Origin of the sequence: Pseudopedobacter sp., assembly GCF_040392825.1 — a bacterium.
GTDB lineage: Bacteria > Bacteroidota > Bacteroidia > Sphingobacteriales > Sphingobacteriaceae > Pseudopedobacter.
The window spans coordinates 1-19905 of record NZ_JBEBVH010000003.1 but is presented as its reverse complement, the minus strand read 5'-3'; the positions used below and the strand labels follow the sequence as shown (position 1 = coordinate 19905).

Below are 19905 nucleotides of genomic sequence, written 5' to 3'. Positions count from 1 at the left end.
TTTAGTATCAAGTACTTTGTATCAAGTAATCAGTACCATGTAGTCGTTATACTAGCTACCTGATACTTACTACCTCCAATTATAACAATCCCTTGGTGCTAGGTAAACGCATATTGTTTACGTCGCGTTTTATGGCCATTTTAATGGCTTTTGCAAAAGCTTTAAAAATAGCTTCTATCTTATGGTGTTCATTATCGCCTTCGGCTTTAATATTTAAATTTGATTTTGAAGCGTCAGAGAACGATTTGAAGAAATGAAAGAACATTTCTGTAGGCATATCTCCAACTTTTTCTCTTTTAAATTCTGCATCCCAAACAATCCAGTTTCTACCACCAAAATCAATAGCTACCTGCGCCAGGCAATCGTCCATAGGTAAGCAAAATCCATACCTTTCAATTCCTTTTTTATTACCGAGTGCTTCAAGAAAAGCTTCGCCCAACGCAATACCGGTATCTTCGATAGTATGGTGTTCATCAATATGTAAATCCCCCTTGGTAATCACTGTAAGATCTATTCCTCCGTGGCGGGCTATTTGATCTAGCATATGGTCAAAAAAGTGCAAACCTGTAGAAATATTGGCGTCGCCTTTACCATCCAGATTTACTTCTATGGTAATATCTGTTTCTTTGGTTTTTCTAACATGCTTAACTGCTCTTTTTCCAACCTTTAAAAACTCGTAAATCTTTTGCCAGTCTGTGGTTTCCAAAGCTAAAATTTCATGAGCGTTCTCAATCTTATTCTGCGCTTCTGAGGCCCCCAATTCTGGGTTACTGTTTAGCCAAATGGCTTTTGCACCTAGGTTTTTAGCAAGAACAACATCGTTTAATCTGTCACCAATTACATAAGAATTAGCTAAATCATATTTTTCGTTATCGAAAAAATGTGTTAACAAAGCGGTGCCAGGTTTACGGGTAGGTGCATTGTCTTTGGCGAAAGTTTTATCAATAATAACTTCAGAAAAGTCTACTCCTTCGTTTTTAAAAGTTTCAATAATAAAATTATGAACCGGCCAAAAGTTTTCTTCCGGATGAGAATCTGTTCCCAGTCCGTCTTGATTACTCACCATTACCAATTCGTAATCCAGTTCCTTTGCAATCTTAACTAAATTGCTGATAGCACCCGGATAAAAAATCAATTTTGCAAAAGAATCTATCTGCTCATCTGCAGGTTCTAAAATTAAAGTACCGTCCCTGTCTATAAAAAGTATCTTTTTCATCCTTATGCTTTATAGGATTTTAAACTGTCTATTAATGTATTATTTTCTTCTGGTGTGCCAATAGTGATACGCACACAGCCTTCGCAAAGTTCTACCTTGTTTCTGTTTCTTATAATGATACCCTGTTCTACCAAATAGTTATAAATACCGTTTGCATCGGTTGTTTTCACTAAAATAAAGTTGGCATCAGAAGGGTAAATATCCAGTACAAAATCGAAGTTTTTAAGTGCTAAAACTAAACTGTCCCTCTCTTTTAACAGTTCCTTAATCCATTCATTTACCTGATTTACGTTTTTCAATGCGGCCAAAGCCAATTCCTGCGATGCTTCATTTAAATTGTAAGGAGGTTTTACTTTATTGAAGATTTCAATAATCTCTTCACTGGCAAAAGCCATACCTACACGTAAACCCGCCAATCCCCAGGCCTTTGATAGAGTTTGTAAAACAACTAAATTGCTGTACTCGGTAAGCTCCTGAATAAAAGATTTCTGTCTTGAGAAATTGATATAAGCTTCGTCAACAACTACCAGACCATTAAAATTAGCCAGTAATGTTTCAATATCCTCTCTGCGAATACTATTGCCTGTTGGATTATTAGGCGAGCAGATGAAAATCATTTTAGTATGTTCATCAATTGCTGCTGCAATACTATCTAAATCCAATTGGTAATCTGCTGTCAGATTAACCCTTTTTAAGCTAATATCGTTGATATTGGCAGAAACTTCGTACATACCGTAGGTAGGAGGGACGATGATTACGTTGTCGGTTCCCGGATTGCAAAAACTTCTGAAAAGAATATCTATAGCTTCATCACTACCGTTTCCTAAGAAAATATTTCTTGGTGGTACACCTTTAATCTTACTCAACTCCAGCTTTACGGCATATGCCATAGGATCCGGGTAACGATGAAAATTTCTTTCAAGTGGAGAACCATAAGCATTCTCGTTAGCATCCAGGTAGACAGAAGCTTCACCTTTGAATTCATCTCTGGCAGATGAGTAAGGTTTTAGTTTCTTTATATTTTCTCTAATTATATTATCAATGTTGAATGACATCTCTTAATGTTATTTATTATCAGATAATCTAACTGTTACTGCGTTCTTATGCGCCTGTAAACCCTCAATCTCTGCCAATATTTCTACTGTTGGCCCCAGTGTTCTAATTCCTTCCGCACTAATGTGCTGAAAAGTAATCTTCTTAACAAAAGAATCTAAAGAAACGCCTGAGTAAGATTTTGCATAAGCACTTGTTGGCAGGGTATGGTTAGTTCCGCTGGCATAATCTCCCGCACTTTCTGGAGTTAAGTTGCCTAAGAATACCGAACCTGCATTTACAATTTGATTAGTGACAGAAGACCAGTTTTCTGTCGCCAGAATCAAATGTTCAGGTGCATACTCATTACTGAATGCCATACCTTCTGTTAAATCACTCACTAAAACTGCATAAGAATTCGCAATAGCTTTTGCCGCAATTTCATGCCTTGGCAGAACCGTAATTTGTTGCTCTAATTCAGCTATAGATTTTTGTAAAATTGTTTCAGATGTAGAAACCAGTACAGCCTGACTATCTGCTCCGTGTTCTGCTTGTGCCAGTAAATCAGCAGCTACAAATTTTGGATTTGCAGTTTCATCAGCTAAAACCAGAACTTCCGAAGGACCGGCGGGCATATCGATAGCAGTATTAGTAGTAGATTGTATAATGGTTTTAGCCATAGTTACAAACTGGTTTCCGGGGCCAAAAACCTTATCTACTTTGGGGATGCTTGCTGTACCGTAAGCCATAGCTGCAACAGCCTGTGCACCTCCAACCAGATATACTTTCTCAATACCTAAAAGTTGAGCTACATAGGCCACATATCCGTTTATAGATCCGTTTTTTTGAGGCGGAGAGCAAACAACTATTTCCTTGCAACCGGCAATCTTTGCAGGAACACCCAACATCAAAAAAGTACTTGGTAGAACCGCAGAACCACCAGGAATGTACAAACCTACTTTCTCAATAGCTCTTACTTCTCTCCAACAGGTTACTCCGACAGATGTTTCCGTTTTTTCTGCATGAGATTTTTGAGTCTCATGAAATTTTTTGATGTTGTGGTAAGCTGTTTGAATAGCTTTTTTAACATTCTCTTCTATAGTATCAGCCAATTCTGAAATAGCTTCTTTTCCTATATATAAAGAAGAAAGTTCTACTTTATCAAATTTGCTGGCAAAAGTTTTAAGGGCATCATCGCCATTTGCTTTAACCTCTGCAATAATATTTTCTACAGCACCGCGAATTTCGTTATTGCTGTCTGCATTTCTTGAAACCAGTTTTGCAACAGCCGTTTCACTTAATTCGTTGTATTTATATATTTTCATCATTGTTCGGCATATAATAGCGTTACATAATGATTTTTTCTATAGGCATTACTAAAATACCTTGAGCGCCAGCACTTTTTAGCTCATTGATTCTGTCCCAGAAATCCTTTTCAGGAATCACAGTGTGCACAGCAACCCAATCTTCGTCAGCCAAAGCAATTACCGATGGGCTTTTTACGCCAGGTAACAAAGCAGTAACCTTTTCTAAGTTTTTGCGTTCTACATTTAAGACGATATATTTATTGTCCTTAGCTCTAAGAACAGATTGTATCCTTTGAATCAGTTCCTGAATCAATTCTCCATTTTCTTCACCTTTTCTGCCGATTAAAATGGCTTCCGAAGAAATCACGTTATGGAAAGGTTTTAGCCCGTTGTTTTTTAATGTTCCGCCTGTAGACACAATATCAAAAATGGCATCGCTTAAACCTAAACCAGGGGCAATCTCTACAGATCCCGAGATCATTTTGATATCAGCATTGATATTTTCTTTGCTCAGAAAATTACTCAGGATATTCGGATAAGAAGTAGCAATAGCTTTGCCTTCTAAATCTTTTACTTCTTTTATTGGGCTATCTACAGGAACAGCCAATTTTAGTGTGCATTTCCCAAAGCCCAAACGCTGTAAATAAGCAACTTCAACTTTTGTTTCCTGGATAACATTTTCACCAACAATACCTATATCTGCAATGCCATCTTGTACATACTCGGGAATATCGTCGTCTCTTAAAAAGAGAATTTCTAAAGGAAAATTAGATACAGATGATATTAAAGAGCTTTTATAGTTTTCGAAGCTTAAACCACAGTTCTTAAGTAATTCTACAGATTTTTCGTTAAGTCTTCCCGACTTCTGGATAGCTATTTTTAAAGTTTTCAAGATGATTTTAAATTATTAATAAAAGACTGATTGTTTGATAAAATGACAAATCGTTTTGACGTACAAAACATACTATATAACATCGCCCAAATGGCGATGATGAAGATGATGATGTACGGTACTCAAAAACTTGTTCATTTTGTCTCTTTTAATAATTTCCTTTTGATGAGAAATATTAGATGCCACAAATATATAAAAGCATTGGGCAGAATACAAATGAATATGCGAAATTTAATTCCTGTCTGATATTTCTCTGAGACGACTCGCCAGGGAAACGGGGTTTTCAAAATCTCAAAGCCATCATTTTTTAGAGAAATGCAGCAGCCAGTTTATTCCGAATTTATCCGTAATACTTCCCTGTAAATCTCCGTAATGTGTTTCTTCAACAGGATAAAGTTGTTTGCCATTTTTTGATAATTTGTTATACAGGGAAAATATCTGCGATTTACTGGAACAGTTAAGATGTAATGATATGTTATTACCAGTAATAAGCCCGGTATCGCTGGCAAAGTCTGTTGCAATTAGATCAAAATCATTATTTATAAGAGTAGCTTTTATTATCAAACTTTTAAAGTGCGATGGTATTTTGTCAGGAAAAGGAGTTTCTCCCAGTTTTTGAAACCTGAGAGAACCTCCAAAACATTGCTGGTAAAAAGTCATTGCAGCATGACAGTTGCCAGAAAATGTTAAGTATACAGACATTTTCATTTTAGAGCGTTATAGTTTACTCTTGTGGGAATTTACTCATATCCATATAAGTTACTTCCCAAAGATGTCCGTCTATATCTTCAAAGCTCTTTTGCTGCATAAAACCAAAGTCAATAGGCTCCTTAGTCTCTTTTGCACCGGCATTAAGAGCACTGTCTATAAATGTGTTTAATTCTTCCGGGCTATCTACAGACACACAATTAATAACAGCTGCAGTTTTGCTGGTATCTGCAATTTCTTTTGTCGTAAACTCGCTGAATTTATTGTGGGTTAGCAGCATAACATAAATTTCCTCGGTAAGCACCATGCATGCAGCCGTTTCATCTGTAAACATCGGATTGTTGGTGAATCCAATTGCCGTATAAAAATCCATTGATTTTTTAAGATCTGAAACAGGTAGGTTGATGAAAATTTTTTTGCTCATTTTTTTGCGTTTTAAAGTTATTTGAAATTGAAAATTATTTATTTACTTGTTCGGCATAACCCTTGAAATTATTCAGGATAGCTTGCCAACCATCACGTTGAAGTTCTAAAGAATTTATGCTCTCGGCTTCAAATGTTACGCTGATATCAGTTTTTCCGTCTTTTGAACCGAAGAGTACCTCAACAAGTCTGTCGTCGTCCATCCTGTATTCCAGGATTTTCTGAGGAACTATTTTGTGGTATGTTCCCGAAAAGTCGAAGCCGAAGCTACCGTCACGAGCTTCCATACGATAACAAAATTTTCCGCCTTCAGTTAAATCATTTTCAGCCTTTGGAGTGTGCCAGTCTGGTGAAGCATTGTTCCACTGCTGTACATGTTCTGGAGTATTATAGAGTTCCCAGGCTTTTTCGGGTTTTACGTTTACCGTAACTTCCACAGTAATTGTTGGTTTATCTTGTGCTGACATTTTCTTTTTGATTGTATAATACAAATTTGAGGATATTAGGGGAGAGAAAAGATATATGAAAACGCCTGTTAATAAGGGCGATTGCGACAATTTTTTTGTTACTTTTGGTTTACTTCAAACAAATTTAATGAAAAGAATATCCGTTTATGTTCCTCAAAATGCTGTTATAGAAGCTATAACACCTCCTTATCGCCTTTTTAAAACAGCAAACGAATTTTTAAAAGTATCAGGGAAAGAAATGCTGTTTGAAGTAGAATATGTGGGGTTACAAAAAAATATCGATGTAAACGACGGAGAATATACCGTAAAAATAAACCGTTTGATTGATAGTGTGGAAAACACAGATGTAGTAATAGTACCGGCTTTATATGGTGCAATGAATGATGCTGTGGAAAGTAATGAGAAATCTCTGGAATGGATAAAAAAGATGCATTTGCAAGGAGCAGAGGTAGCTAGCCTATGTACCGGAGCATTTCTGATAGGAGCAACAGGTTTGTTCAACAGAAAAAAATGTTCTACACACTGGGCATATTATAACGAGTTCAGACTAATGTATCCTGATGTTGAAATTGTAGACGGAGGTGTAATTACTGACGAGGGAAAACTATATTCAAGCGGCGGGGCCAATTCGATTTGGAATTTGTTGCTCTACATGCTCGAGACGTACACAGACAGGGATGTGGCTATATTAGCGTCTAAATATTTTGCTATCGATATAGACAGAGATAATCAGGGAGCGTTTACTATTTTTTCAGGTCAGAAAGATCATCGGGACAAAGAAATATTAAAAGCACAGGAATATCTGGAAGTAAACTATACCAAAAAGGTTACCGTAGAAGAGCTCGCCGATTTAATTAATATAAGCCGTAGAAGTTTTGAACGCCGATTTAAAAAAGCAACTAATAATACGGTGGTAGAATATATGCAACGGGTGCGGGTAGAGGCAGCAAAACGCAGTTTCGAAGCTTCACGTAAGAATGTAACAGAAGTTATGTTCGATGTTGGCTATACAGATACTAAAGCATTTAGAGACGTTTTTAAAAAAATAACTGGTTTAACCCCTGTAGAATATAGAAATAAATACAGCCGGTAGTTCATTAAATAGAAGAAATAAATACTTACTTGTATTTCGTAAAGCCTCATCGTTTTGTAACAGATAGCAAAAGAAGAAGCCAAATTATTGAAATTATAGTTTTGATATAAAGCTGATGCTTTTAACCCTGATTATGGTTATAAAAACTATTTAATATTGTTATTTACATTAAATTAATATACACCAATATAGCTTAACCAAATTATAAATAATATGAAGGCATATAAATTGTAATAATATGTCTAAACATGTTATTTATGAAGATTAAATCATTATTTATCCTTTTAGCCGGTATTTTATTTATTACTGCGTCCTGTAAAAAATACAAACACGAAGAGTTTGGAAGAAATTTAGCGAAAGCCTTTAAAAGTAAATCTTATAAGGACTTTGATACAACGGCATATTATGCGGTTTTTAAAGAACAATTAAAGAAAGAAAGCGCATCTGTCCATCATCCAAAATGGTTAAAAAAAATCTATAATTCAGAAGATAAGGGACTTACGTTACTGGGCAGTTTTTTATTGAATGATGGCATAGATTCTCTTACCTCATACTTATCACAAGCTCACATCCATGGCCTAAACCCAACCTATTTTCATGCTTCGGCAATAGAACATTTGCTGGATAGTGTAAAACATAACAAATTTAAAAAAGTAGAAGATGCATACCCCGTATTAGCCAGATTAGAAATTTTAAGTGCTGATGGTTTAATTAATTACGCTAATATCTTAAAACATGGCGCATTAAATCCGAAGAAACTTTACGGCAGGTACTACGATGCTGTAGAAAGGCCAGATTTTATAGAATCGCAGCAAATGCTGGAACAATTGGATTTGTTAGGTTTCCTGCATGATGTACAGCCTAAAAACGATAGCTATAAAAATCTGCAGAATAAATTAAGCAATTCTTTGACAGCTGCCGAAAAAGAAAAAATATACTTGAATTTAGAACGATTAAGGTGGCGTATTGCAGATTTTCCCGATAAATACATTTTAGTGAATATCCCTGAATTCAAACTGAGACTGATAGCAAATAAAAAGGAAAAATTAGCAATGAAAGTTTGTGTAGGCGAAACAGCAAATGCCCCTTTTTCAAGAAATGGCAAAAACCATGAAACCCCTGTCTTAAGTGGTTCTATTGATCGGATGCAGGTGAACCCTGTTTGGAATATTCCAAAAAGCATCGCGGGTAAAGAAATTATGACAAAATTAATAAACAATCCTACCTATCTGGAAGAGAATAATATGGTAGCTTATGATAAATCAGGTGGTGCGGTAGATGCCCAATCGGTAGATTGGAGTAGCGCATCAGTTCAGGATTATTCGTTTAAACAAAATCCTGGTGCAGATAATTCTCTTGGCAGGGTTAAATTTATATTCTACAACCCTTATGCAATTTATCTTCATGACACTCCTGCAAAAGAAATGTTTAAAGAAAAGAATAGAGCCGTAAGTCATGGTTGTGTAAGGGTAGAAGATCCGCTTAAGCTGGTTGATTTTCTTTTGGACAACCCTCAGGAAAGAGAACAAGTGAAATCCGAGATTACAGGAGAAGATACCAGGTCCAGGTGGGTTAAGGTTAAAAATCCAGTAAAAGTATATCTCACTTATTACACTGCACTTGCAGATGACAAAGGTGATGTAAACTGGATAGATGATGTTTATGGTTATGATAATAAATTAAAATCTGCATTGGTTAATTATTTGCCATAAGACTTTATTCGTTTATTGAATGATGTCTGAGATTGCAATAGCTTGCTTCGACAGCTCTGTGGTAAATGTAAAAAACTGCTTGCTTATAGATTAGTTGCTGATAAAAGCATTATTTTCGTGGAATGAAAATATAGTTATGATTCTGAAGGTCATTTCCGAATGGTAAGGAGACTTTCTTAAATAGACATAACTAAGGCTAATGCAAAAAGAAAAACAGGAAGCAATGATTGAGCTGAAAAATGTATCCAAAACTTTTCATCGGGGCAGGCAGTCATTTAAAGCTTTAGAGAATATCAATCTAAAAGTTAATCGGGGAGATATATTAGGTATTATAGGCTTTTCCGGAGCAGGCAAAAGTACCCTTATCCGTTGTGTTAATCTGTTGGAAAAGCCAGATACAGGTGAGGTAATTGTAAACGGCAAAGATTTAATGCCCTTAAAAGCTAATGAGCTGGCGCAGGAAAGAAAGAAAATCGGAATGATATTTCAGCATTTTAATCTGCTTTCTTCCAGAACAGTATTCCAGAACGTGGCATTACCTTTAGAGCTCGACGGGCTGGATAAAGCGACCATCGCTCAAAAAGTGAATAAGCTTCTGGTAACAGTTGGATTACATGAAAAGGTAAACGACTATCCCAGAAGTTTGTCCGGAGGGCAAAAACAAAGGGTGGCCATTGCCAGGGCGCTTGCAAACGATCCGCATTTATTGCTTTGTGACGAAGCTACAAGTGCACTTGACCCTTTAACAACACAGTCTATTTTGCAGTTGTTGAAAGATATTAATCAGCAACTAAAAATAACTATTCTCTTAATTACGCATGAAATGGAAGTGGTTAAGTCAATATGCAATAATGTCGCTGTAATAGATCGTGGCGAGTTACTGGCAAAAGGCACACTGGAACAATTATATCGTGAAAGATCTCATCCAATCATAGCGCAATTAATTGTAGGAAAAGGTTTAGAAATTCCGCAAGAACTAAGGGCTGTACTGAGCGAAAAGGCTGATTCTGGATTATCCCCATTAATTGAAATGGAATTAAATAGTGAAATTAAAGTAGAACAGATCCTTGACTTTATCCATCTAAAAAAAGTTCCTTATAAACTATTTAAAGTGGATATAGGACAAACCGGAATCTTAGACTTTGGAAAACTGCAATTGCATCTGAGAGGTTCTTCCGAAGAGAACAATATAATTTTTAATTATCTTAATACAAGAAATGTCCAATATATAATTAGAGGCTATGCTTGACGATATAAGTGTTGATTTATTGCTGAAAGGCCTTTGGGAAACTGTTTTTATGACATTTACAGCAGGTTTCTTTGGCTTTGTGTTGGGGTTACCTGTGGGCACCGTCCTATTCTTAACAAGAAAAGGGCAATTGCTGGAAAGTAAATTTTATAATCGTATACTGTCTTTCTTCGTCAATGTGTTTCGTTCTATACCTTTTATTATTTTAATAGTCTGGATGATACCGTTTACGAGGGCGATTATTGGAACCTCTATTGGTATATATGCAGCACTAGTACCTCTAAGCATTGGAGCGGCCCCTTTTGTAGCCCGTTTGGTAGAGAACAGTTTGCTGGAAGTGCCTGTAGGATTAATAGAAACTGCAAGAGCATTAGGTGCAAGCCCTATGCAGATAGTGCGTAAGGTGTTATTGCCAGAGGCATTGCCTTCGTTAATAAATAATGTTTCTATAACATTAATAACACTGGTTGGTTATTCGGCTATGGGGGGCGCTGTAGGAGCGGGCGGTCTTGGGCAAATCGGCTATCAATATGGATATATAGGTTATGATGTTATGATGATGAACATCGTATTAGTTTTATTGGTAGCGTTGGTATTTGCTATTCAATATATTGGTGACAGGCTTTCAGGAAAGTTTGATCACAGATAGCTCTATTTCGGACATTTATACTCTGCTACATCAGCTTTAACCTTTAACTTTACACTTTCAACTTAAAAAAATGAAAAAGATATTTATACTGGCTATAATTCCATTGCTGTTACAGGCTTGTGGAGGTGGAACAAAAAAAGATAACCCTAATTTTATTAGAGTAGGAATAACCTCAGGACCAGAAAGAGAATTGGCAGAAGCTGCTAAAAAAGTTGCGGCGGAGAAATATCATTTAGATGTAGAATTGGTTACTTTTAATGACTATGTTGTTCCAAATGAAGCATTAAATAGTGGCGACATCGATGTAAACGTTTTTCAGCATGGTCCTTATTTAGAAGAACAATCTGCAAAAAGAGGCTACAAGCTAGCTGTGGTTGGAAAAACTTTTGTATATCCTATAGTAGCTTATTCTAAGAAGATAAAAAATATTAATGAGCTGGAACCGGGAAGTACTATTGCTATACCTAATGACCCGACAAACGGCGGGCGTTCTTTACTGCTTTTACAAAGAAGTGGTCTGTTGAAACTAAAAGATGGAGTAGGGCTTTTACCCAGAGCTACCGATATTGTAGGTAATCCCAAAAACTTAAAGATATTGGAAATAGAAGCTCCGCAATTGAGTAGGGTAATCGATGATAAAGAAGTGACTGTAGCCATTATTAATAATAATTTTGCAGCGCAGGCAGGTTTGGATGCTGGAAAGTATGGTATACTGAAAGAGGATAAAGAATCGCCTTATGTAAATGTGATAGTAGCACGAGAAAATAATAAAGAACAGGAAAAAGTAAAAAATTTTGTAAAAGCATATCAGTCTGACGAAGTAGCACAGGCTGCAGAAAAGGCATTTAAAGGAGGAGCTGTAAGAGGCTGGTAATAAATGCTTTTATTACAGTAGCAAGAGGGTCGATACTATTAACTGGTGTCGACTCTCTTTTTTATAATCCGTTTACATTTAAATGCTAAATGTCAATTTGGTTTAATGAGATGCCAATTTAACTAAATAAGCTTTCATTTCAATTTGGTTTCTTGCAGGACCAGTATTAATTAAACTAACCAGCATAAGAAAATGAAAAGGTATCTGTCCACATTAGTCGCTTTGCTTTTTACCGGTGTTCACGCTTATTCTCAGTCTTCAGATTTGAAAAATTGGCCTAAAGGTGCTTCACCCAAAGAAGTCGGGCTAAAAATTGCCGAGAAGTTTGTAATCACCCCACATACAAATTTCAACAGACCCACGCCTCCGAGAGTAATTACATATCCGGAAAGCTGTACATGGTATGGTGCTTTAACTTTTGCCCGTGTAACCGGAAATAAAGATTTAACAAAAAAACTGGCGAATAGATTTGAACCACTTTTTCACGAAGAGGCAAAGATGATCCCGGTTCCGGACCACGTAGATTATTGCGTTTTTGGATCGGTACCTTTGGAATTATATAGACAAACTAAAGAAAAGAAATACTACGATCTGGGTATGCGAATAGCAAATAAACAATGGGGGCCGCCAGAAGGACCACGTGTTGTACCTGCGTCACACATATATTATGCACAAGGCCTTACCTGGCAAACCCGTATGTGGATTGATGATATGTATATGATTAATGCCCTGCAAACTCAGGCATATCGAATAACAAAAGATCCTAAATATATTGAAAGGGCAGCTAAAGAAATGGTGGTTTATCTGGATTCTTTACAGAAAGATAACGGACTTTTCTATCATGCACCAGATGTTCCCTATTTCTGGGGCAGAGGTAATGGCTGGATGGCTGCGGGAATGACAGAGATTTTAAGTTCTTTACCAGAAAATAATCCTAACAGACCACGAATATTGGAAGGTTACCACAAAATGATGGCTTCTTTATTACAATATCAGGCTCCATCCGGAGCATGGCGACAATTGGTAGATGAACCTTCTTCATGGGAGGAAAGCTCCTGTACCGGAATGTTTGCTTATGCCATGGTAACGGGAGTGAAAAAAGGGTGGTTAGATAAATCTAAATATGCTCCGGTAGCTAGAAAGGCATGGCTGGCAGTAGTTAATTTTATCGATGAAAATAATAACGTTAGAGATGTGTGCGAAGGCACAAATAAAAAGAACGATAAACAATATTATTTTGATAGGAAGAGAATCACAGGCGATTTGCATGGGCAGGCTCCGGTACTTTGGACTGCAGCGGCACTTTTAGAGTAATTTTTCGTAAGGAAGTGGATCTCGGTCCACTTTTTTGTTATTGAAGACCATATTAAATAAACCAAACCAATAATCATGATAACGAAATACTTGTTAATAGGCTCTTTAGCTTTAGTGGTGTGTACAACAAAAGCATTTAGTCAGAACAGATGGAATATTCAAAATGATGGTAGTATTGTGTGGAAAACAAACGGAAGGTTACCCCATAAAGATCACATAGAAATGAGTGGCGAGAAAATTTCACTATGGGTAGAATATGGATTAGATGAAAACCACAGGGCGAAGTTTACGCGTACAATTGTTTTTCCAACGTTTAGAGTATTGCCTGATAATACCAGAAGTCATATTTCCCATACCTTTCAGGATACAGATTTACCACGCATCTACATCAATAATAGAATGATTGATTACAATACCATAAAAGCAGGTCGATCAGGCAGCATCAATTACGATGTAAATGAAATCATCCATAAAGGAATTATGCGGGTAAATGCAGCAGTATCTTCGCCGGTCCTGGTTAATATGAAAAGAACATTTTTCCCTTCAGTAGATAAACCTTTGGCTATTGAAAAGTTCGATATCATCAATACCAGCAATCAGGATGTGACTGTTGCCTGCGAATATGTAAAAAAAGAAATAAGAACCAATGCAGAGCGTAGCAAAGTAGCACCGCATTCTATTTTGATGGGAACCGTTGGAGATGGCTTTAAGACATTGAAGCCGGGAGAAGCAACTTCTTTTTCTGTTTATTACTTAGCTACAGATACTCCTCAGAATGTATTTGCTATCAATCCGGAGCAGGAACAAAGAAACAGAGAGAATCGGGTAAAAGAAATTACGTCAAAATTGGTTTTGGAAACGCCAGATCAAACTTTGAATACCGCTTTTGATTTTGCAAAAATAAGAGGTACCGAAAGTATCTATTTAACTAAAGGAGGTTACATGCATGGTCCGGGTGGTTTGTCTTATTATGCTGCGCTTTGGGCTAATGACCAGGCAGAATATATCAATCCATTCTTTGCTTTTCTTGGAGATAAAATAGGAAGCAAATCTGCGATGAATTCTTACAGATGGTTTGCTAAGTTTATGAATCCGGAATATAAACCCATTCCAAGTTCTATAGTTGCCGAAGGAGATGGTATCTGGAAAGGTGCAGGCGATAGAGGAGATGCAGCCATGATCGCTTATGGCGCATCAAGGTACGCATTAGCTAATGGCAATATAGATTCTGCAAGGGTGCTATGGCCATTAATAGAATGGACATTAGAATATTGCAATAGAAAAATGAACGCAGAAGGCGTTGTAACATCAGATAGTGACGAACTTGAAAATAGATTTTCTGCGGGTAAAGCTAACTTGTCAACCAATAGTTTGTATTATGATGCCCTAAGATCTTCTGTTTATCTCGCTAAATTATTAGGGAAGCCAAAAGCTCAGGTAGATAAATATCAAAAACAAGCTGATGCATTAAAAAATAACATAGAAAAGTACTTTGGTGGTAAAGTCGAGGGCTTTGAAACTTACCGATATCACGAAGGGAATGAGGTGTTAAGAGCATGGATATGTTTACCACTAACCGTTGGTATTCTTGACAGAAAAGAAGGTACTATCAGTGCTTTGTTTTCTCCACGATTATGGACTCCGGACGGTTTAGCCACGCAGGCAGGAAAAGAAACTTTTTGGGACCGATCTACCTTGTATGCCTTACGAGGTGTTTTTGAAGCAGGTGAAACTGAAAAAGCGATGAATTATCTGAAATACTATTCTAACCGGAGACTATTAGGGGAACACGTACCTTATCCGGTAGAAGCTTACCCGGAGGGAAACCAAAGACATCTTTCTGCGGAAAGCGGTTTGTATTGCAGAATTTATACCGAAGGTGTTTTCGGAATGAGACCTGTCGGATTTAGAAGTTTCAATTGTACGCTCAGAATGCCTAAAGAATGGAATAAAATGGCACTTAAGAATATCCACTCTTTCGGAAAAGTATTCGATCTGACTATAGAAAGAGCTGCCGGAAATAAATTGAATATCAGTGTGAAAGAAGGAGCGAATACTAAAAAGTATAGCATTAAAGATGGAGCTACACAATTAATCAATTTATAAAATCAGCGAAAGCGAATTAATAAAATGAAGAAGATATTTATTGCGTTTCTAAGTTTTACTGCAACTCTGGGGGTACATGCACAAAACAAGGAGATTGTTTTAGAGACAAAGAATTCGGCATTAGTTTATGTCGTAAAAGATAATCAAAAAGTCTATCAGGCTTACTTAGGGCAAAAGCTTAATCAAAGCTCAGACTATGCTAAGGTAGGAGGGCCACAGAAAGAGGCCTATATTGGTGCAGGCATGGAAGATTTCTTCGAGCCTGCAATCAGAGTGGTTCATGCAGACGGAAACCCCTCTCTGGATCTTAGAGTATCAGATCAGAGAATCAATAAGGAAGGTAATATAACAACGGCAAGTATTACGCTGAAAGATCCTAAATATCCTACACAGGTTGTATTGCATTTTCAAAGTTTCTTTAATGAAGATGTAATTAAAACCTGGACAGAGATCAGGAACGGAGAAAAGGGAACCATCACCTTATATAATTATGCTTCTTCTATGTTGCATTTCAGTGCGCCAAGCTATTGGTTAAGCCAATTTGATGGTGATTATATGACTGAGATGCGAATGAAAGAATCTAAGCTAACTACAGGGATTAAAACGATGGATAGTAAACTGGGATCAAGAGCACATATGTATCGTACACCAGTTTTCTATCTGTCTTTAGGAAATTTATCTACAGAAAAAACTGGAGAGCTGATTGCAGGTACTTTAGGATGGTCGGGCAATTTTCAATCTTCTTTTGAGATTGACCAAGCTAATAATCTTAGGGTAATAAACGGTATTAATCCTTATGCTTCTGACTATAAACTGGCTGCGGGACAAACTTTTGTTACACCTGAATTCATTTTTACACATACACTGAACGGCAAGGGGCAAGCTACCAGAAATTTGCATGACTGGGCAAGAAATTACGGTGTATTGGACGGGACAAAACCACGAATGACCTTATTGAACAACTGGGAAGCTACTCATATGGATTTTAACCAGGATATTCTGGTAGAACTGTTTGATGGAGCTAAGAAATTGGGTGTAGATTTGTTTTTGTTGGATGACGGTTGGTTCGGAAACAAATATCCAAGAGATGCAGATAAAACTGCTTTAGGCGATTGGCAAACTGATAAGAAGAAATTACCAAGTGGAATTGGTTATCTGGTAAAACAAGCGGAAACTAAAGGACTGAAGTTTGGGATCTGGTTAGAACCGGAAATGATAAGCCCTAAAAGTGAACTTTACGAAAAGCATCCGGATTGGATTTTAAAATTACCTAATAGGGAGGAAAGCTTGTCCAGGCATCAACTGGTGTTAGATTTGGTGAATCCTAAAGTGCAGGATTTTGTGTTTAAAGTTGTAGATGATTTGATGAAAGAAAATCCGAACATTGCTTTTATAAAATGGGATTGCAACAGGCCAATGACCAATACTTACTCTCCTTATTTAAAAACTAATCAGTCTAATACTTATGTAGATTATACCAAAAGTTTGTATAAAGTATTGGAAAGATTAAGGACAAAATATCCGCATTTGCCAGTTATGCTTTGTGCTGGCGGCGGCGGAAGAACGGACTATGGAGCGCTAAAATATTTTACTGAATTTTGGCCAAGTGATAATACAGACGGTTTCGAACGCATTTTTATCCAGTGGGGATATTTAAATTTCTTTCCGGCTTTAACAGTGTCCAGTCATATCACATCTATGGGAAAACAGCCTATAAAGTTTCGGACAGATGTTGCCATGATGGGTAAAATGGGCTACGATATCCGGGTAAATAAAATGACAGCAGAGGAGATCGAGTTCAGTAATCAGGCGGTTGAAACCTATAAGAAGTTAAGTGATGTTATTTGGTTTGGAGATTTGTACCGTTTGATTTCTCCCTATGAAGAACCAAGAGCAGTATTGATGTATGCCGATAAAAATAAAGATAAAGCTGTAGTCTTCAATTATATCTTAAATTATCGACGGAAAGAATACTTAAGTAAGGTAAAATTAGATGGATTAGATGCAAATAAAAAATATAAAATTGAAGAAGTAAACCTTATGCGCGGAACAAAATCTGCATTAGCAGAAAACGGAAAGGTTTACAGTGGAGATTTCCTAATGAAGGTTGGTCTAAATCTGGCTCCGGGAAAAGTACAAGCGGTATCCAGTTCTATTATCGAACTAACGGCACAATAAATAACAAAGAAACTATATATCAACAAGCAAAATTCGGTATAGCATAAATTGACTGTGTCAATTTATGCGCACCGTTTTTTATTATAAAATAGATAATAGAGACTTATTGATACCAAATCTGGCGTTTCCCACTCTCTATTTTCTACTTTTTATTCTCGATTTCTGCTTTCAACTTTTTACTTATAACTTTCAACTTTTTACTTTATTTGTAACAATACTGTGTGTCCATAGGCAAGGCGTAGGTCAAACATTAAATTTGCAGACATGTTAAATGTAAGTATGAATAAATTGAAATTGCTTTCGGTGCTTTTAGGATTGTCTTTATTAATAGGCAAACCTTCTAAAGCAGATGAGGGAATGTGGATTCCGATGCTAATTGGTAAGAATTACGACCAAATGAAAAAGCAGGGGTTCAAATTGACTCCAAAAGATTTGTATGATGTTAATAAAGCGAGTTTAAAAGATGCAATAGTGTCTTTTGGCGGTTTCTGTACCGGAGAACTGGTTTCTGCAAACGGATTGTTGTTTACCAATCACCATTGCGGATACGATGCCATCGCTTCTAAATCTACACCGGCAGACAATATACTGGATAATGGTTTCTATGCTAAGAACAACGATGAAGAAAAGCCTGTTCCAGGCTTATTTGTTAATTTTCTGGTTAAGATAGAAGATGTTACAGATAAGATTTTAAAAGAAACTGCCAATCTATCGGGTGAGGCTAAAGAAACTAAAATAACTGAATTAAGTAATAGTATTAGTGAAGAAGCGACAAAAGGAACACACTATAACGCTTTTGTAAGAGATTTCTATAAAGGAAATCAATACTTCTTATTCGTAATGGAGAAATTTACGGATATCCGTTTGGTGGGAACGCCGCCACAATCTATTGGTAAATTTGGTGGAGATACAGATAATTGGGTTTGGCCAAGACAAACCGGTGACTTCTCCATTTTTAGAGTTTACGCAGGAAAAGACAATAAACCAGCAGATTATTCTACAGAAAACAGACCCTACAAGCCTAAGAAATTTTTACCTGTATCAATTAAAGGAGTAGAAAATAACGATTTTGCAATGGTTTATGGCTTCCCCGGAAGAACCGATAGATTTCTTACCTCTTACGGAGTAGAGTTGGCTTTAGATTCTATTTCCCCGGAGATCGTGAAATTAAGAGATATCCGTTTAAAAGCCTGGAAAAAAGAAATGGATAAAAACGTTGCTTTCAGACTAAAAGTATCTTCTCAATATGCAAGTGTAGCTAATTATTGGAAATATTTTATTGGTCAGGGCGAGCAACTGAAGGCACTTAAGATAGAACACAAGAAAAAGGCAGAAGAACAAGAATTTACAAGCTGGGCGACTGCTCAACCTCAGTATGCTAATTTGATGTCCCAATACGCAGAATTGTATAAGGCTTATGCTCCGTATGCCCGTCATAGGGTTTTTATTACCGAAGGATTTTTAGCGTCTAAATGGGTGACAAATGCCTTGAGGTTAGAGAAAAGTATAGAAGCTTTAGAGGCTGTAAAAGGAACAGATGCTTACGAAAAAATGAAGCAGGAGACTTTGGCTTCTTTAGAAACATACGAAGCCACATATAACGAAACTGCAGATAAATCTGTGTTCGCTACAATGTTAGCCACTTTTTATAATGATATTCCTAAAAATCAACATCCTCAATTTTTCAAGGTAATTACTGATAAATATTGGAATGGAAGTGCAGAAGCAACTTTCAGAAAATATGCTGATATATTATGGAAAGAATCGAACCTGATTCAGCCCGATAAATTGAGAGCATTTTTAGCTGACCCGAGTTTAGCTAAATATAAAGGGGATATTGCCTTTGCTTATGCTAAAAATCTGGTGATTGCCGATTATATCAAGGAGAATTTTGGCGACAGGTTGAAAAATTTTGAAAATAAAAAAGCTGAGCTGGATCATTTATACATGCAGGCCTTACTGAAAAAGAATAATAATAAATTGATGTATCCGGATGCAAATTCTACCATGAGAATTACTTATGGAAACGTACAGAACTATTCTCCGAAAGATGGTGTCCTTTATAAAGAGACTACTACTATAGAAGGAGCAATGGCGAAGTATATTCCTAAAGATGATGAGTTTGATTTGCCTGCTAATTTCATTGAAGCTTTCAATGCAAAGAATTACGGCCAGTATGGCAAAAACGGGACTTTAATTGTCAACTTTATTTCAAACAATGATATTACCGGCGGTAACTCCGGTTCTCCTGTAATTAACGGAAAAGGTGAGTTAATAGGTCTGGCCTTCGACGGAAATTGGGAAGCGATGAGCGGTGATATTGCTTTTGATAAAAATTTTAAAAGATCCATTAATGTAGATATTCGCTATGTTTTATGGTGCATAGATGTATTAGGAGGAGCGAAGAATATCATTAATGAATTGGATATCAAAAAGTAAATAAAGTTATTCCAAATACAGATCAAACACAAAACCGCATATTTCAACTAATAGAAAGAAACGGATAAATATGTAAGTTCATTAGCAGGAACTGGCAATATCTGAACTTTGATATTCAAGTTCCTGCTATAAACGCAGAGATTCCTGTCTGGACTGACAGGCTGTCCCCGAAAAATTAGCATCAATCTACAGTTAACGTAAAAAACACTCATAATTCAGTCTTGCTAAGTGTGTAGCTAACCATTG

At 36.6% G+C, this 19905-nt stretch carries 15 protein-coding genes and 1 pseudogene; 9 read left to right on the top strand and 7 right to left on the bottom strand.

Annotated features, from left to right (window positions below; genetic code table 11):
* Window positions 1–79 precede the first annotated feature (79 nt).
* From hisB to ABWO41_RS00530, 7 genes are all read right to left on the bottom strand, one after another.
* A complete protein-coding gene (gene hisB / locus ABWO41_RS00560) occupies window positions 80–1216 on the bottom strand; it encodes a bifunctional histidinol-phosphatase/imidazoleglycerol-phosphate dehydratase HisB (RefSeq protein ID WP_353131982.1) in 1137 nt (378 codons plus the stop codon).
* A gap of 2 nt (window positions 1217–1218) precedes the next feature.
* Window positions 1219–2271: a histidinol-phosphate transaminase gene (hisC, locus tag ABWO41_RS00555; RefSeq protein WP_353131980.1), complete on the bottom strand. Its 1053-nt coding sequence runs from the start codon at window positions 2269–2271 to the stop codon at window positions 1219–1221.
* Window positions 2272–2280: 9 nt separating this feature from the next.
* Window positions 2281–3573 carry a histidinol dehydrogenase gene (gene hisD, locus ABWO41_RS00550; protein WP_353132042.1) on the bottom strand — a complete coding sequence of 431 codons (1293 nt, stop codon included), beginning with the start codon at window positions 3571–3573 and terminating at the stop codon, window positions 2281–2283.
* Between the two features lie 22 nt (window positions 3574–3595).
* Window positions 3596–4447, bottom strand: coding sequence for an ATP phosphoribosyltransferase (gene hisG, locus ABWO41_RS00545; RefSeq protein ID WP_353131978.1), 852 nt, complete (start codon window positions 4445–4447; stop codon window positions 3596–3598).
* Between the two features lie 300 nt (window positions 4448–4747).
* Window positions 4748–5155 carry a VOC family protein gene (locus ABWO41_RS00540; RefSeq protein ID WP_353131976.1) on the bottom strand — a complete coding sequence of 136 codons (408 nt, stop codon included), beginning with the start codon at window positions 5153–5155 and terminating at the stop codon, window positions 4748–4750.
* A 16-nt stretch (window positions 5156–5171) separates the two neighbouring features.
* Complete coding sequence (locus ABWO41_RS00535) at window positions 5172–5579, bottom strand: VOC family protein (protein WP_353131974.1); 408 nt, start codon at window positions 5577–5579, stop codon at window positions 5172–5174.
* Window positions 5580–5613: 34 nt separating this feature from the next.
* The gene (locus ABWO41_RS00530; protein WP_353131972.1) at window positions 5614–6045 is read right to left on the bottom strand and encodes an SRPBCC family protein; all 432 of its coding nucleotides are present in this window, start codon (window positions 6043–6045) and stop codon (window positions 5614–5616) included.
* 127 nt (window positions 6046–6172) lie between these two features.
* Here ABWO41_RS00530 and ABWO41_RS00525 point away from each other — a divergent pair, with 127 nt between their 5' ends.
* The 9 genes and pseudogenes from ABWO41_RS00525 to ABWO41_RS00485 all read left to right on the top strand — a co-directional run bounded on the left by ABWO41_RS00525 (window position 6173) and on the right by ABWO41_RS00485 (window position 19659).
* Window positions 6173–7138 (top strand): GlxA family transcriptional regulator, encoded by a 966-nt coding sequence (locus ABWO41_RS00525; RefSeq protein ID WP_353131970.1) that lies wholly within the window; start codon window positions 6173–6175, stop codon window positions 7136–7138.
* A 257-nt stretch (window positions 7139–7395) separates the two neighbouring features.
* Entirely contained in the window at window positions 7396–8850 is a 1455-nt protein-coding gene (locus tag ABWO41_RS00520; protein WP_353131968.1) for a L,D-transpeptidase family protein, read from the top strand.
* Window positions 8851–9049: 199 nt separating this feature from the next.
* Window positions 9050–10099 (top strand): methionine ABC transporter ATP-binding protein, encoded by a 1050-nt coding sequence (locus tag ABWO41_RS00515; RefSeq protein WP_353131966.1) that lies wholly within the window; start codon window positions 9050–9052, stop codon window positions 10097–10099.
* Window positions 10092–10748, top strand: coding sequence for a methionine ABC transporter permease MetI (gene metI / locus ABWO41_RS00510; RefSeq protein WP_353131964.1), 657 nt, complete (start codon window positions 10092–10094; stop codon window positions 10746–10748). Before ABWO41_RS00515 ends, metI begins: the two co-directional genes overlap by 8 nt.
* 67 nt (window positions 10749–10815) lie before the next feature.
* Window positions 10816–11622: pseudogene (gene metQ, locus ABWO41_RS00505) on the top strand (methionine ABC transporter substrate-binding lipoprotein MetQ); the annotation flags it as partial.
* 192 nt (window positions 11623–11814) lie between these two features.
* Complete coding sequence (locus tag ABWO41_RS00500; RefSeq protein ID WP_353131962.1) at window positions 11815–12936, top strand: glycoside hydrolase family 88/105 protein; 1122 nt, start codon at window positions 11815–11817, stop codon at window positions 12934–12936.
* Window positions 12937–13011: 75 nt separating this feature from the next.
* Window positions 13012–15042, top strand: coding sequence for a glucosidase family protein (locus ABWO41_RS00495; protein WP_353131960.1), 2031 nt, complete (start codon window positions 13012–13014; stop codon window positions 15040–15042).
* 24 nt (window positions 15043–15066) lie between these two features.
* A complete protein-coding gene (locus tag ABWO41_RS00490; RefSeq protein ID WP_353131958.1) occupies window positions 15067–17220 on the top strand; it encodes an alpha-galactosidase in 2154 nt (717 codons plus the stop codon).
* A gap of 279 nt (window positions 17221–17499) precedes the next feature.
* On the top strand, window positions 17500–19659 hold the full coding sequence (locus tag ABWO41_RS00485) for a S46 family peptidase (RefSeq protein WP_353131956.1): 2160 nt from the start codon (window positions 17500–17502) through the stop codon (window positions 19657–19659).
* Window positions 19660–19905: the final 246 nt, after the last annotated feature.